The sequence below is a fragment of the Amycolatopsis sp. GA6-003 genome, from assembly GCF_046267895.1.
Taxonomy (GTDB): Bacteria; Actinomycetota; Actinomycetes; order Mycobacteriales; family Pseudonocardiaceae; genus Amycolatopsis.
Map to the genome: position 1 here is coordinate 8046658 of NZ_CP176499.1, position 14353 is coordinate 8061010.

General features: G+C 63.4%; 11 protein-coding genes. 6 read left to right on the top strand and 5 right to left on the bottom strand.

Annotated features, from left to right (window positions below; translation table 11 throughout):
• The first annotated feature begins 133 nt into the window (after nucleotides 1-133).
• From F9C12_RS36275 to F9C12_RS36285, 3 genes are all read left to right on the top strand, one after another.
• A complete protein-coding gene (locus F9C12_RS36275; protein ID WP_409463460.1) occupies nucleotides 134-829 on the top strand; it encodes an RHS repeat-associated core domain-containing protein in 696 nt (231 codons plus the stop codon).
• A gap of 137 nt (nucleotides 830-966) precedes the next feature.
• On the top strand, nucleotides 967-1383 hold the full coding sequence (locus F9C12_RS36280) for a hypothetical protein (RefSeq protein ID WP_409463461.1): 417 nt from the start codon (nucleotides 967-969) through the stop codon (nucleotides 1381-1383).
• Between the two features lie 182 nt (nucleotides 1384-1565).
• The gene (locus tag F9C12_RS36285) at nucleotides 1566-2045 is read left to right on the top strand and encodes a hypothetical protein (RefSeq protein ID WP_409463462.1); all 480 of its coding nucleotides are present in this window, start codon (nucleotides 1566-1568) and stop codon (nucleotides 2043-2045) included.
• A 134-nt stretch (nucleotides 2046-2179) separates the two neighbouring features.
• Here the strand turns inward: F9C12_RS36285 and F9C12_RS36290 are convergent, their stop codons facing one another.
• Nucleotides 2180-5719, bottom strand: coding sequence for a hypothetical protein (locus F9C12_RS36290; protein ID WP_409463463.1), 3540 nt, complete (start codon nucleotides 5717-5719; stop codon nucleotides 2180-2182).
• A gap of 1030 nt (nucleotides 5720-6749) precedes the next feature.
• On the opposite strand from F9C12_RS36290, the gene F9C12_RS36295 reads away from it, so the two are divergent.
• The 3 genes from F9C12_RS36295 to F9C12_RS36305 all read left to right on the top strand — a co-directional run bounded on the left by F9C12_RS36295 (nucleotide 6750) and on the right by F9C12_RS36305 (nucleotide 10302).
• The gene (locus F9C12_RS36295; RefSeq protein ID WP_409463464.1) at nucleotides 6750-7178 is read left to right on the top strand and encodes a hypothetical protein; all 429 of its coding nucleotides are present in this window, start codon (nucleotides 6750-6752) and stop codon (nucleotides 7176-7178) included.
• A gap of 504 nt (nucleotides 7179-7682) precedes the next feature.
• Nucleotides 7683-8615, top strand: a complete 933-nt coding sequence (locus F9C12_RS36300) for an iron-containing redox enzyme family protein (protein WP_409463465.1) — start codon at nucleotides 7683-7685, stop codon at nucleotides 8613-8615.
• Between the two features lie 241 nt (nucleotides 8616-8856).
• Complete coding sequence (locus tag F9C12_RS36305; protein ID WP_409463466.1) at nucleotides 8857-10302, top strand: NAD(P)/FAD-dependent oxidoreductase; 1446 nt, start codon at nucleotides 8857-8859, stop codon at nucleotides 10300-10302.
• Nucleotides 10303-10661: 359 nt separating this feature from the next.
• On the opposite strand, the gene F9C12_RS36310 is transcribed toward F9C12_RS36305, so the two are convergent.
• The 4 genes from F9C12_RS36310 to F9C12_RS36325 form a co-directional block, all read right to left on the bottom strand.
• Nucleotides 10662-11927: an MFS transporter gene (locus F9C12_RS36310; RefSeq protein ID WP_409463467.1), complete on the bottom strand. Its 1266-nt coding sequence runs from the start codon at nucleotides 11925-11927 to the stop codon at nucleotides 10662-10664.
• Between the two features lie 65 nt (nucleotides 11928-11992).
• A complete protein-coding gene (locus F9C12_RS36315) occupies nucleotides 11993-13003 on the bottom strand; it encodes an iron-containing redox enzyme family protein (protein WP_409463468.1) in 1011 nt (336 codons plus the stop codon).
• 514 nt (nucleotides 13004-13517) lie between these two features.
• Nucleotides 13518-14135 (bottom strand): disulfide bond formation protein B, encoded by a 618-nt coding sequence (locus F9C12_RS36320; RefSeq protein WP_409463469.1) that lies wholly within the window; start codon nucleotides 14133-14135, stop codon nucleotides 13518-13520.
• 17 nt (nucleotides 14136-14152) lie between these two features.
• The gene (locus tag F9C12_RS36325; protein WP_409186255.1) at nucleotides 14153-14311 is read right to left on the bottom strand and encodes a DUF5993 family protein; all 159 of its coding nucleotides are present in this window, start codon (nucleotides 14309-14311) and stop codon (nucleotides 14153-14155) included.
• Nucleotides 14312-14353: the final 42 nt, after the last annotated feature.

A 14353-nucleotide genomic window follows, 5' to 3' on the forward strand; every position in this document is an offset into this window, starting at 1 on the left:
TCAAGGCGATGGGCGGTGGTTCCTCCGGGGCCGGTACTTCCTGAGGCCTGCGGTCATTCTGATGCGTCGTTCGGACAGCGTTGGCCGGTGGATCGTCCTGTGTGGCCAGTCCCCGCGGTGCGTCGGGAACAACTTGATCATCCGGTCTAGACCAACCGGCACAACGCTTGATCCGTTCGGCGGCTCAAGCGGACGCGGTATCGCGAGCATATTGCGGCAAGGCTCGGCGAAAACCAGCTTCGTTTACTACGCCGGAGGCAGCAGGCTCCTTCGGCATGACCCGTCCGGTACCACGTTCTGCCTGGGCGGCCAGGAGATCCACGCCGACCCGGCTGGGCAGACGGCGACGACCACGCGCTACTACAGCCACAGCGGGGGAACCGTCGCAGTCCGGACGGCCGGCAAACTGACCTGGCTGGCCAGCGATCATCAGGGGGCAAACCAGATCGCGGTCAATTCGACGGACCTGAGCGTCACTCAACGTCGGCAAGACCCGTTCGGGACTCCGCGGGGCCAGGCTGTTGATCTCCCCGGCGAACGCGGCTTCGTCGGCGGTACTGAAGACAGTTCGACGGGGCTCACCCAGCTCGGCGCTCGAGCGTACGACTCTGCGGCCGGTCGCTTCCTGTCGCTGGACCCGGTATTCGACCCGGCTAACCGGCAGCAGATCAACGGGTACAGCTACTCCAGCAACAGCCCGATCTTCAAGAGCGACCCCACCGGGCTGAACGAATACAACGACGTCGGCCGCTGCATCGGCGCCCCGCGACTGCGGCATCGACCCGATGGCCCCGGGCGGGAACGACATCAATGGCCACTACACACGTGAGGAACTGGAGCAAAAAGGTGTGTCAAGGTGCGGCCGGCGTCGGAAAAGGCGCACCGAAAGCGTGGATCGACAACCACTCGCTTCGGACCCGAGACTCTGACGCATTGACGAGGCGCTGGTCCGACTATGCACAGCCGATGTATACTGGCGACTATTTCTGGAAGGCGGAAACCGGGGTCAACGGCGAGCGTGCATGCTTTGGTCTCACTGGATGCCGGATGGCATGGATTCATATTCAGGAACATTCGGACGATGTCGACGGAGCTAAAGAGCTCGCGGCATTTTATTGCTTGGACCATGTCGACGATTGTCACACGGAGGTGTACCTTAACGGTGCCGTCAACGATGCAATGGAGGCTGGGCTGCTCATTGGCGCTCTCGGGATCTGCGGCGCGGGTATTCGGGGGCAGAGCAAATCGCTGGGAGAATTGAGTGAATTGGCTGACACCGGTAACTTGAATTTAGCGAAAAAGAGCTTCCGCGCCCCGGCAGTGCTGTTCCTTTTGGTGGACAATGAGGCGCTGTTGAGAATATCGCGAAACCCCAGAAATTAAGATGAACTTATTAAGGTGAACAGGAATAAGGAGGGAAACTTGGTCGTCATTCAAGGGAATAATCGACTGGATGAACTGATCAGGCACGGTCGGGCAGACAGTATCGATCTAAGTGAGGAGATCCCTGTTTGGGGTTTCTGACCCAAGTGGGGTGGGGTCGGATGGTCCCTTGGCGCTCTGGCATGAAGATCGGAAGTGGTGCGGTTATCAACTTCGGAAGTTTTGCGAATTTAACTTTACTCAAGGTGAAGAAATTCTTTGCTGATCAAATCGGTGTGATAAGCGGCAGGGCTGGTATTAACCTGGATATTCGAGTCATCGACCCAGATATTTATGCAAGGCTAAAGCTTGCGGAAGTGTGGGATGCGCGGTCGGAGAGTGCCTCTACGGCTTTGTTTGAGGATTACCTGACCGATGCATCGGTTGCCTTCTTGTGTGCACGATTAGACGCCCCCGGCGGAGGTGTTATCTGCGACGTGGTTCCGGCGAGGTTTAATTCAAATAACGATGGTGACGCAAAGTGGTCCACTGCATGTCTTGCGCGGCGTCGCGTCATGCAGGTTGAAATAAGGGCGTTCAGGGGGCTTAAACGAGCTTCCGCGGAAGATGTCAGGAAAATTATTGATTATTTAATAAACACTATTCCGCTTCCAATTGAATAGATTATTGATTGCAGCAGTGGAAATTGTCAAGAATATGTATGCGTATACCGCTGTCGACCGGTCGGCAATTTTCGCGAAAACGGTTAAGGGGGGTCTGTGCCCCCCAAATTCTCGCAGGCAAGCAGGCGAGATGCTCATGCATTTCCGGCTTCTGGGGATTCGATGTCGAACTCGGCGGACGGTCCGCAGAAGCCGGGCTTCGGAATGTCGGAGTGGGTCACCACTGTCGCTACATCCGAGAGGAGACAGTAGGGGGTCTTCGCGTCGGTGGCCAGAGCGGCTGGCTCGAGGTGGCGGGTGACCATCAGCCCGAGGACCGTCCACTCCCGCCTAGGATCGTGGATGCCTAGCGCTGCTGCCAGGGTTTCGCAGGAATACTCGATATCGGCGACCTTCGCAAGGAGCCGGTCCACGTACTTGCCAGGCTTGGCAAAGCGGTCGAAGAGCTGGCGGACCTGATGCGCGGAGTACGGCGTGTAGGAATCCTTGACTTCGACCACCCAAATCCGGGACTTGCCAGGATCAATGCAGAGTGTGTCGATCTCGCCGGTAAGCTTGCTGATGCCGTAGAAGTTCTTCTTCTCGGGTTTCACGCTTGACCGGACGATCAGGCCGGTCGCTTCCAGCGCAGCCCTGCATTCCTTCTCCGCGCCACGGTTCTGCTCTTGCCGGAAGGTGTTCAACACGTCGTTGACTGCGTCTGGCAGCGCAGCGTGCGGTCGAGGGAGCCGCCCGTCTTCCAAGTAATTCAAGACGACTTTGCGTGACGCACCCGCAGTCCAGGGCAGGACCCAGACCTTGTCACCCGATGCGATGAACGGGCTGGTTAAGACTCGCTTCGGGCGCCGTTCCGTTTCCCAGTGCGGGATGACATCGGCAGCGAGGTCATGTCCGTGGAGCGTCAGCCATTCTAGCGCTGCAGTGAATTCAGGGCGCGTTGCCTGTGTGATGAGCTGAACGCACTCGTCGATCACCTCGGCAGGGGCAACCAGCGCCGCAGGGGCATCGACGCTGGCGTGCCATTGTGTCGCCACCTCAAGGACGCCGAGGACCGCATCGATCCCGAAATCCAGAGCTGAGCGCAGTGCCTCGTCGATGGGTTTGAGTTCCGGAACCCGATCTGCGATAGGTGCCGGAGGCTCGTCGTTGTCAGCGTGCGCGTTAGCCTGGCCGATCGCGATCGGGATGGGGGCCGGAAGGAGATGCTGTGTCCGCAGATGCTGGTATCGCGCGAAGTCGAGGTCGGTCGGCTCATCGGAAGTTACTGTTTGGACTTCGTAGTAGTCGGTGATTTTGGCTGCAGTGCGGGTCAACTGGTTGTGGATCGCGGCGCTACGGACGCAGGAGTCGAGGCAGAGTTCCGCGACGGAAACCACCTCGATCCAAGCCACGTCGTCAACCGGCTCATCACCCGCCGGCGGGTGTGCGAGCACTTCTTCGACGATGAGCGAGATCACGCGCATCTGCTGGACCACTTCACCGATTTCATCGGATCGGTCGATCTCGTCGCCAGTTGGAAACCCCCGCTCCCAGCCAATCCGCTTGTCGAGCATGAACCGCTGGTGGTGAACCCGTTCCAGCTGACCGAGGGCATACCCGAGGAGAGCATCTGCAGACAGGCCGGCGATCGCTTCGTGGAACCTGGTCATCAGCCACGGGAACACCGTTCTGCTTTCGAACCGGGTGGCGGCGGCGTCGGCCAGCAGGCCTGGTGCGAATTGTTCGGCGGCAAGAAATTCGCCGAGGCGGCGGAGGACATCTGCCCGAATCGATTCGTGGCCTGTGATCGGGGCTGGAAGCCGCTGTACTTTCTGATTGAGCTGGAAACCGTCGACGCGGATGCCCGGAGGGGCGGCTTGCCATGCTTGGACGAACGCGCTGCGTGCCGCGGGGAAGAACGCTTCGGCGACGAGTTCGCCCGCGAGCTGTTCCACTGCGAATGAGTCCTCGGTGAGTGCAGTCTGCAGCCGGGAGTCCCAGCGGAGCGTGAGCGCGCCTTGATCGGCTTGCCCGGCCGTCAGCGGCGGGCCGTCGGTGCGCTCCTGAAACGCAAAGTCGATTTGCAGCGAGACCATCTCGGAGGCGGCAGCAGCGGCCTGGAATGCGTCGGCGCAGTGGTCTAGCTTCCATGCGACGGAGACCGCGAATCGCCAAAGCTCCGAACGTCGCTCGCGTGGTCCGGATAGATCGGTTTTGGCAACTGCTGCGGGTATCGGCTGGGGTAGCACTTGCCACACCTCGTCCGACGTGAGATCTCCCACCTCCGCGCCGTTGCGGTGGTCGGGAACCACAATGGGCCAATCACGAAGCGGTGGAAATCCGAGGTGGAGGAGTGCCCGCTCGAGTCGTGCGTTTTTCGCGGTTTCCTGCCACTCAGCTGCTGCTTCGTGCGGTGCGAACATCAGATGGCTGAGCGGCCTGCCACCGCGGTAGAAGCTTTTCTCGTGTCGCCAGACTTCCCAGCGGTCGATCATGTCCCAGGCGAACATGCTCTCGATCCCGGCGGGCTCAACGAGGTCGCGTAAGAAGTACCACAGGTCCACAGGCGATTGTCGTGCTGTGTAGAGGATCCACTCCAAATCTTCCAATGTCAGCAGAGGAGAGCTGATGTCGTGGAAGTATTGGGGGTGCGGCCACGCGATCACGTTGGCGCGGACGATCTGTGCGTTTGCCGGAAGGCTGTGCGACCCGGTGGGGGTTGTGAAACGGAGGCCAGGAACCACACGTCGCAGGGATTTGTCTCCTGCGCTCAGCTGGGCTGCGAACCCTTGCGGGGTGAGCGATGCGACAACATTCAGCGCTACGACCAGACGTCCATTGTGGATGACCAGCGAGTGCAGTTGACGGTCGGTGCCAGCTTGTAGCGGACCGGTGATCACCTGGCCTGAGCCCCTGAACCGTCGTGCGACTCGGGTCTGAATCAGGTGGAAGAATGCTCTCTCTGCGGCGGTATCTGCTGCCGCGGCCTGACCGGCGAGTTCAGAGCCGATTACTGGGAGGGCCTCTGCCAGGTAAGCGGCGGGGATCGGATGCACACGGCCGCGGTGACGGGTCGCGATCGCGGTGCCGAACGTGGATTGTGCGAATGCGGATGGGCGAGCAAGATCGCGAACGTTCACCGTAAAGTGGGTTGCTGCCGCGGTAGCTCGATCGGGGCTCGCGCACCGTGCAGGGAGGTCGGTGAACGAAGGTAGCGTCCTCGCGGCCTCAACTTCGGCTTCGGAAACCGAAGCCGGGTCGCCGACCGAGGCTGGCGGTCTGGCTGGCCAGCTCTGCGTGAGGGTGCCTGCACAGTCGTCAATGCGGCGAAGGATCAGCTCGCCGACGTCGGCGAGCCCGAATCCGATTCGGGGCACCAGCACCGGGTCGATGGCAGCAGCGAGCAGTGCCTGCTGGTTCAACCGGGCGGTAGGGCGCTCGAGCGAACCCGGCAGCACTCGGAACAACTCACCGCCCCAGCGGACGAGCACTTCCTCTCGCGCGTCATAGGGAGCGAAGTCTTCGTGCCCGGGCATATCGGGAAGCTGGTCGAGGATCGGCGGGAGGTCTTCCGCCATTGCATGGCGCGCGCCCTGTGGACGATGGCGAACGACGGAGTCGAAGATCGTCGCAATGGAAAAGCCGCGATGTGCCGCGGTCGGTGACGCCGCCGCTGCTTCGACGACTGCAAGCACGGAATCAGCTGTGAACGGGGCAGTACCACGCTGGGCAGGACCGTTGTCCTGGGTGTTGCGTCGTCTCCGTGCCCGAGTTTGCTTGCCCACGTGCTACTTCCCGCCTGTCTCTGCCGTTCTGATTGTGCGAGCAGAAGGTCTCGCCGGAGTAGCAGCGCTACGTCTTGGTGCTAGGTCTTATCGGACTGATGCACGCAGGTGTTACGGCTGTCGGACGTGCGGCGATCGAGTTGCGTCCGAACCGGGCGGTTCACCACATGTTTCGAAGAAGAGCCAAGGGCCTGCGGGACGGGTTGGCGAAGCTCAATGATGTGACTTCGGCGGAGACGTAACCTCACTGACCACCTCCTTGTCTGTCGAGCGCGGTGCGGTCGTTCCGCTCGAAGTCGGGGCGGGATGCTGAACAGAGTATTCTGTAGGCTGATCGGAGAACTGAATAGCGGTCGTGGCATGTGGTCTGGGTCCGGCGCGCCGTTCGACTCGGCACGCGGTTGCAGTCTCACCGGAATGCTCGGTATCTGGTTCATTGTGTTCTCGCTGGTCGCTCTTGAGAAGGCCGTCAGAAGGCTCACCAAGAGGGTCGAAACAGCTGCGCGGACTCCTGCAGGTGGTGCAGGAAGGCCAGGTGGCATCGGCCCGCTGGATCCGGTGAGAATCGAAACACGGACACGTACGTGGTCTTGCGGGGCGGCTCACGGTGGCGTCGGATGAGGATCGCAACGACTCGAGCGAGTCGAACGGCAGCTCTTGGTTCTAGTCAGGTGGTAACGGCTCTCCGGGACTGACGAGGATCGAAACGGCTGGAACGGCGGCGATCACCTCGAGGCAGAGATGGTGTGGCATCGGCCCTCTCGAGCCGATGAGATCGAAACCGGACCGCGGCGAACGTGCCTCATCGGCGCCAATCGCCCGGTGGACCGAAGGCGTAGCAGCAGTATGGATCGCACGTGACCTCCACGTTCATCGCGCGAGTGCGTTGACAAGAGGATGACGGCCGGCGGGAACTCGACAGAACATTCGGGCATACTGCGTGCGGACCGACCGGGCGGTTGCTGCCGACGATCGCGGTCGGGGCATCGGGTTGTGCAATTTCGCCGAAGGCCTCGCGATTGGCAACTCCGCCGTAACTGGCGAACTCAGCCTCGCGGTGCTGCTGGCGACCGGCCTCGGGCTGCGCAACACCGCCGAGGGGATCGGCATCGTCGCGCCCCTGCTGCGTGGCGGGTTGCGCCAGTTCCTGCTCGGCGCGGTCGCCGTCGCCCACGGCACCGGGCACCTCCTCCGCGCGTCGATGGGATGTCGCTGGTGCGGAACTGGATTGCCGACCCTGCTGCGATGTTCGCACGCCGCGGACGTCCGCGGCCGAGTCTGGGTGGACGACCGAGAAGCGGATGAGATACGCCACGGCGACGAACTTCGTGAGGTGGCAGCAGGTCGCTGGGCGAGAGGACAAGGTTAGCGGCTGTTCCGGGGACCGGTCCCCACGCTGCTGGCTACGGTCGAGCACGCGGCGCCAATGAGCGGAGCCTCGACGAAACCACGGCCTGCCGATCAACGACCGCCGCGCGAGAAGGGAGTCGTGATGCACCGTGGAATACGGCGGCCAGCAACCAGTGAATCGTTGGGGTTTGTCCCGGCACGGCACGGACGAACTCGCGCCATAGCTCACCTGAAATATTGCGGCCTTTTGTAGGCGATTACTTCGCCGGGCAGTAATCCGCCGCTAAAAGTAATCAACGAGTTTCAGGAGGAATTCAGATGGTCAAGATCACCGTGAAAAAGGTTCCGGCCCCTGAACAGGGCCCGAAGACTGCAACCGTCCTCACCTGTGGCTGATATTGAATAAACCGGGGGTGCGGCCCTCGGAGCCGCGCCCCCGGCCTTCACGTGAAAGAAGGGTTCAGCGATGGAATATCCGAGGCTACGACACTGCACGTTCAAGTGGACCTCGAGCGACTCCCCGATGCTGATGATCGTAGGCCGGGAGTATTTTGAGGTCACCGAGGAATTCGGTACCCGAGACCAGTTTCTCACCATCAAGCGCTACCTCGACGGCAGGCATTCGATCAAGCAGATAGCGGAGAAGGCCGAAGCGGACGAGGAGTCGGTGCGGGCGATCGTCCACACCTTCGACGAACTTGGGCTGCTGCACCGGTCCACTCCGCTGGACCCCATCCCGGGAGATGTCTTTGGCAAGCAGATCGCAAGCAGCTGCGATATGTGGGGCCGTCAGATCGGCTACCACAATCTGTTCTCCGGTCTCGACTCCGGAGAACTGCGCAGCGAAGTCTACCTGGGAATAATTCTGGAGACCTATCACTATGTGAAATCTGCTCCCCGGCACATCGCGACGGCCATCGCGCACTGCGATGACGAGCGCCTGATACCGATTCTCTCCCAGTACTTCACGGAGGAGTACAACCACGCCGGACTTCTCGTGCAAGCCTTGACGAAGATGGGAATTCCGCAGGAAGAAGTCATCGGCGCACACCCGGTTATCGGTACTTGGTCGCTAATCAACAACCTGTGCGAGATCGCCCGTCGGGACACTCTCTCCTACATCGCCTGCACCACGCTCTTTGAAGCCCGCGCGGATGATTTCGAAGCAGGGGCCGAAAGCCTGCGCCGCGCCGCCCGCACCGCGGGGTTCCCCGCGGAATGCGCTGAGCCGCTCATCACCCACATGCGTATCGACATCGAGGCGGGACATACCGGGCTCCTGGACGAGGCGCTCGAAGTCCTGGGCAGCGTGCCTGCCGAGAAGGCCCACCAGGCGGTCAATAATCTCCATGACCTTAAGCATTCCTACGACCAGTTCCATGATCAGGTCATCCAGTATTATTCGGACATCGCTAATTACATCCCGCGGCTCAAGGTCGACTACTTCAGCCTGTGATCTTCGCGCCCGATGCTGCTGGCCGAGCCGTCCCTGTGCGGCCAGCCGACGGACAGCACGACTGAGCACAGGGGGTGCCCGGTCGGCGGCGACGTTGGATTACCGCTCGTTGCCACTGTGGCTTCTGGAGGGCAGCGGCAGGCCGAACGGGCTCTCGTGCGGCCTGCCTTTGCCCGAGCGACGGTCTCTGACCGACTGCCTTTGCGCTTCTTGATGTCTGCCTGAGAACAGGAGAGTGGTCGTGACAGTCGATGTGGTCATCGCAGGCAACGGCGTGCTCGGACTGTCGATAGCCGTGGCAACAGCGCTGCGGGACCCGGCGCTTCGGATCGCGGTCGTCGGGCCGACAGCCCGTCCTGGTTCCGCTTCCGCAGCCGCGGGGGCGATGCTGAACTGCTTTGCCGAGGTCACGGCGCACACGTCCGAAAAACCCGCTTTCCAGGCGAAGTTTGCGCTGGCGCGCGAAGCGGCCCCTCTCTGGTCGGGTTGGCTGGAGCAACTCAAGGAAGCAGCTGGAGGATCAGCAGTTCCGGTCACCAGCACGAGAGGGACGTTGGTCGTGCTCGGGGCGCGTGTTGCGCAGGACGGGGTCCGCAATATGCGGGCAATCCGTGCTGCGGCCGCGGAATACGGCGAGCCGTTGGAGGAAGTAGATCCCTACGGTATTCACTTCCTGGAGGCCTCGCCCGGTGACGATCCGGTGGACGCCTTCTATCTGGAGGACGAAGGAGCAGTCGATGCCAGGCAGGTGCTGGCGGCACTCGAAGCCGCCGCCTCCGGACTCGGCATCCTCCACATACCCGGAGATGTCGCGTCCCTGGCCATCGCCGGCAACTCGGCCGCTGGCGTTCGGCTGTCCTCCGGGAGGACCGTCGCCGCCGGCGCCGTGGTGCTCGCCGCGGGCGCCGCAACGGGACGCATAATCGATCAATTGCCCGTCGGTATGGTTCAACCGATGCTGAACGGGGTGGGAGCCGCTTTGGAAGCCCGCCGCGGTCGGCGTGCGGCCCTGCCGCACGTCGTCCGCACTCCCGCTCTGGTCGGCGGATGCGGGTTTCATGTGGTGCCGCTGGGAAACGACGTCGAGTATCTCGGTGCGAGCAACCTCGTCTACTTCGACCCGCCCAACGGGCCACGGCTCGGTGCAGTCCAGGCATTGCTGACCGCCTTCACCACACAGTTCAGCCGTGACTTCGCAGTCTCGACCGTAAAGCGCTGGCACTACGGGTTACGGCCCATCACGCTAGACACGTTTCCGCTCATTGGCCGATCGCCCATGCCGGGACTGTTCTTCGCAACGGGGACTTATCGGGACGGCTTTCACTGCTCACCGGCAATTTCTCGGCATTTGGCCGGATTGCTGACCGACTGCACCACCGACGAGAGCGGCCCTTACGCACTCTTCGCCCCTGGCCGGAAGCCGATCGAGACCATGACTGTGGGCGAGGCCGCCGAACGATTCGCGGAGATGCGGAGCGTAGTCGCTGTCGAACGCGGGATGCGGCTTCCGTACTTCATCGACGCAGAACTCCTGGTGACGGCGTTTCGGCAACAGGCCAAAGACTCCGTCGACCGGCTGGGCAGCCCGGTTGCCTTGGCCCCGGAAGTCCTCGCGGCGGTGGCGAAGGCCGACGGGCCACGGATCCGGCGTGTGGCCGCATATCTCGGGGCACAGGCGCACTGTTGACCACGAACGCCGGGCGTAGCACTTGGGCATGAGTCCCCGGAGCCGGCCTGCAACCCGGCCGCTTACCGCGCCCCTCGCGGCTTCGCCGAGGCCCGTCTAAACGGCGGGCTCGGCGCAGCCGGTGGACCGGTGACCAGGATCGCCACCGTCGCGATGCTCGCCGGCGTCGCGCGCACAGTCGAACAGAGCCAACAGCCGCAGACCGGTCACGATCGGCATGCCCACCCCGCACGCCTGGTCTCGCGCAATGACGGCTCTCCACTTCTGTCGATCATGCCGCCGGGACGGCGTACGACGGTCCAGCGGCGGGGTCTCTGGATCGCAACTGCCAGCGCGCTCGTCGAGGATCGCCTCTCGGGTCAGTGGTGTCGTGGTTGTTCTGGGCGCTGGTCGCCTGGAGCCGGCGGACTTTCGGTGCGGTTGTCGCGGATGGGTCGTTTCGCGGAAAACAGCGCCCGGGACGGGAATGCTCCGATGAGCATGCCGGTCAGGCACGCGAGGCCGCCGACGGTGAACAGGAGGCCGGTGGTGGCGCCGGCTTGCTGGAATGCGCCGACGAGGGCGGTGCCGAGGACGATGCCGCTGTAGGCCAGGCTTCGGCAGGTGGCCGAGACGCGGCCGAGCAGGTCCGCAGGGACGACCTGTTGCCGGTAGGTGCGCCAGTAGACGTTGTAGCTGATGGTGGAGGCGCACAGGACGCAGTACAGGACAGCGGCCAGCGGCGGGTTGGTGGTCAGTCCGATGCCCGCGGCGGCCAGTGCGCTGGCGACACACGACCAGATCATCGCGGTGCGGGCGGTGAGCCGTCGTGCCAGGTGGGTCAGCGCGAGCGAGGTGGCGATGGCGCTGAGGCCCGCGGCGATGACCACGGCGGAGGTCAGCACGCCGGAGACTCCGAAGTCGCGGACGAACCGGGTCAGGAACAGCGGTTGCTCGGCTCCGAGAGTGATGTTGGCGAGCAAGCTGAGTCCGATGCCGATGGCCAGGGCGCGGTTGCGCAGCACCGCGCGGAGGCCGTCGCGGATCATCGCGAACACGGGCTCGCTGGGGGCGCGACGGCGGCGCGCGGCGGTGTCGCGCGTGTGGGAGATCGCGGCGGCGAGCAGGAACGAGCCCGCGTTGGCGCTGAGCACCCAGAGCAGGTTGGAGATCAAGGTGACCAGCCCGGCGCAGGCGGGCCCGAAGATGAGAGCGGCCGTGCGCGCGGATTCGACCAGGGAGTAGCCGCGGCCGGCCTGGCCTTCGCGCGCCACGGTGCGGGGGATGCCGGCGTCGACCGCGGCGGCCGACAGCGCGGCGAACACTCCGAGGACCGCTGCTCCGGCCAACGCGACCGCGTAGCCGTCTGCGCCCGCTGCCACCGCGCCGACGCCGAGGGACAGGATCGCGGCGGACGCGAGGTACGAGGTGGTCAGGATGCCGCGAGGCGGATAGCGGTCGACGAGGTAGCCGACCACGAATCCGGCCGCGACGGTCGATGCGGTCAGGACGCCGAACAGGAACGTGACCGACGCGCCTGGGTAGCCGGATGCGAGCAGCACCAAGGGCAGGGCGAGCGCGTAGAACTCGTCGCCCACGGTGTTGATCGCGTACGCGCCGAACAGCCGCCAGAAGCTGCTGCCCATGCCGGTGCGCGGTGGTTTCCCCGGGTCCCGGAGCGGGGGTCCGGGACGCGGGCGGCGGCGATCGTTCACAGGCTGAAGTAGTCGACCTTCAGGCGGGGGATGTAGTTGGAGATGTCGGAGTAGTACTGCGCGATGCCGTAGTAGTACTGGTCGAACGAGTGTTTCAGGTCGTGCAGGTTGTTCACCGCGCGGTGCGCCTGGGCGGCGGGAACGTAGTCGCGTCCTTCCAGGGCTTCCTCGAGCAAGCCGGTGTGGTTGGCGTTGACGTCCTCGGCTACGTGCGACACCAACGGTTCCAGGCAGTCTTCGGGATAGCCGTAGGCCACGGCCAGCCGTTGCAGGTCGTTCGCGCCGTCCAGGGTCTCGGAGTCCCGTGCTTCGAACAGTTTGGTGCAGGCGAGGTAGCCCAGGGTGTCGCCGCGGGCGATCTCGCACAGGTTGTTGATCAGCGACCAGGTCCCGATGACGGGATGGGCGTTCTCGACCTCGTCCCGGGACAGGCCCATGCGCAGCAGGCTGTCGCGCGCCATCCACGCGTGGTTGTATTCCTCCGACAGGTACTCCGACAGCTGGTGTTCCCATGCCGGGTCCGTGCAGTGCGCGATCGCGGTGGAGATGTGGCGGCTGGCGGATTTGATGTAGTGGTAGGTCTCCAGAATCAACCCGAGGAAGACCTCTTTGCGGTAACGCTGGTTCTCCAGGCTCGACCAGAACCGGTGGAAGCCGATCTGCTCGCTCCACATCCCGGTGGAGCGGTCGATCTGGTCGAGGAAGACCGGAACCGGAATCTTGTCGAGCGACTCGTCTTCGACACGAATCAGCTCTTGCTCGGCGAATCCGTTGACAATCCCGATCGCATCCTCGGGCGAAATGCCGGTGATTTCGGAGATTTCCTTGATCGTGTGGCGGCCGTCGAGATAGCGCTTGAAGTTGAGGAAGGTGTCGAAGTCGGCGCCTTTCTGCTCGATCTCGAAGTGCCGCTCCCCGACGATCATGATGACGGGGCCTTCCTCCGGCTGGAAGAAAGTGCAGTGCCGCAGCCTGGGTTTGAAGTCGAGGTCCTGTGTGGACGTCACGGTGAGCCTCCGGAAAGTGCGAGACGGCAAGGCTGCGGTGCGAGCGCGGTATGCCCGCACCGCAGCGGCGATGACCGGTCGTCAGCGGCCGGTCACGAGTGACCGCGAGGTCAGCCACAACGGGTGGAACCGGCGATCTTCGACAGCTGCGGCTTGGCGACCGGCTTGATGATGACCTTCACGTGATTCACCTCCCCCCATTCCCTCAATGCGACCGCCCGCGATTCCGGGCGAGACCAGTGCGGGATGTTCCCCAAGACCCCAGTGATCAAAACGTGAGCTGACAGCTCGTTTTTCGCCAGTATGCCGCTCTGTGCACCGCCCCCGCAACCCGCACGGCAAATAAATGACCGTACCTACGTTTGGGGCATGTCGCGATTCCAGTAAGGCTGTGCCGTATCAAATTTTCTGCGGTATTCGCAGGTGGCGAATCCGCATGTGGGAGCAACCGGGCGGCGAATTGCCCGGTTGCTCCCACGCGGCTGTTCCCGGATTGCGCGGACGCGCTTTTTGCCTAGGAGGCGATCCCGAGGTCGTAGAGCAGCTGGTAGCGGACGGGGTCGCCGGGGAGGAACCAGTGCAGTCCTTCGAGGGCGAACACCGCCAGCAGGTTGGCGAGCACGATCGCGCCGAAGATCCACAGCACGGTCGTGGACAGGGCGGTGCTGCGGCTGTCCAACGGTTCGAGTTCGCGCGCGAGCGCGAGACTGCCGCCGGCGGCCAGGATCGCGACGGTGAAGGTGATGAAGGCCCAGGTGTAGGGGTGCAGGCCCCAGACAGTGCTGCCGTATCCGGCGTCCGGCGGCTTGATGTGCAGCATGATGTGGCGGGCCGAGACCGCGGCTCCGCACACGCTGGCCACGATGCTCATCCCGTACCCGGCGGCGAATTCGCGGGTGGTGACGGCCTGGGTGCGCGAGCGCGCGATGACGAACACGGGTCCGAGTGCGGCCAGCATCATGAACATCCGTTGCAGGATGCACAGCGGGCACGGGTATTCGCCGCGTCCGAATTGGACGAGGAAGCCGCCGAGCAGGACCGCGCAGATGCCCAGGACGTAGATGTGCAGCAGGACGAAGCCGAGACGGTTTGCCGGGCGAGTGGGCGCGGCCGCGGTGGCTGTCGCAGTCATGGCGAGGCTCCCTCGGGTCAGAAGTTGAGGTTGAGCGGCGAGGTCGCGTGATGCCAGAACAGCAGCAGACAGGCCACGACGGCGACAGCCCACAGTCCGATCAGTTTCGGCCGTGACCATTTTCTCGTCGCGGCGAGGAATAACCCGAAAATCCCGACCATGATGATGGTGTCCATGCGAGACGCTCCGTTGCGTTGCGGCGAACAAAGGATGCAGGC

Bases quoted from the DNA above. Each gene is read 5' to 3' on its own strand.
- F9C12_RS36280 (WP_409463461.1), top strand. From the start codon at position 967: ATGTATACTGGCGACTATTTCTGGAAGGCGGAAACCGGGGTCAACGGC.
- F9C12_RS36285 (WP_409463462.1), top strand. From the start codon at position 1,566: ATGAAGATCGGAAGTGGTGCGGTTATCAACTTCGGAAGTTTTGCGAAT.
- F9C12_RS36300 (WP_409463465.1), top strand. From the start codon at position 7,683: ATGCTGATGATCGTAGGCCGGGAGTATTTTGAGGTCACCGAGGAATTC.
- F9C12_RS36310 (WP_409463467.1), bottom strand. From the start codon at position 11,927: ATGGGCAGCAGCTTCTGGCGGCTGTTCGGCGCGTACGCGATCAACACC.
- F9C12_RS36320 (WP_409463469.1), bottom strand. From the start codon at position 14,135: ATGACTGCGACAGCCACCGCGGCCGCGCCCACTCGCCCGGCAAACCGT.
- F9C12_RS36325 (WP_409186255.1), bottom strand. From the start codon at position 14,311: ATGGACACCATCATCATGGTCGGGATTTTCGGGTTATTCCTCGCCGCG.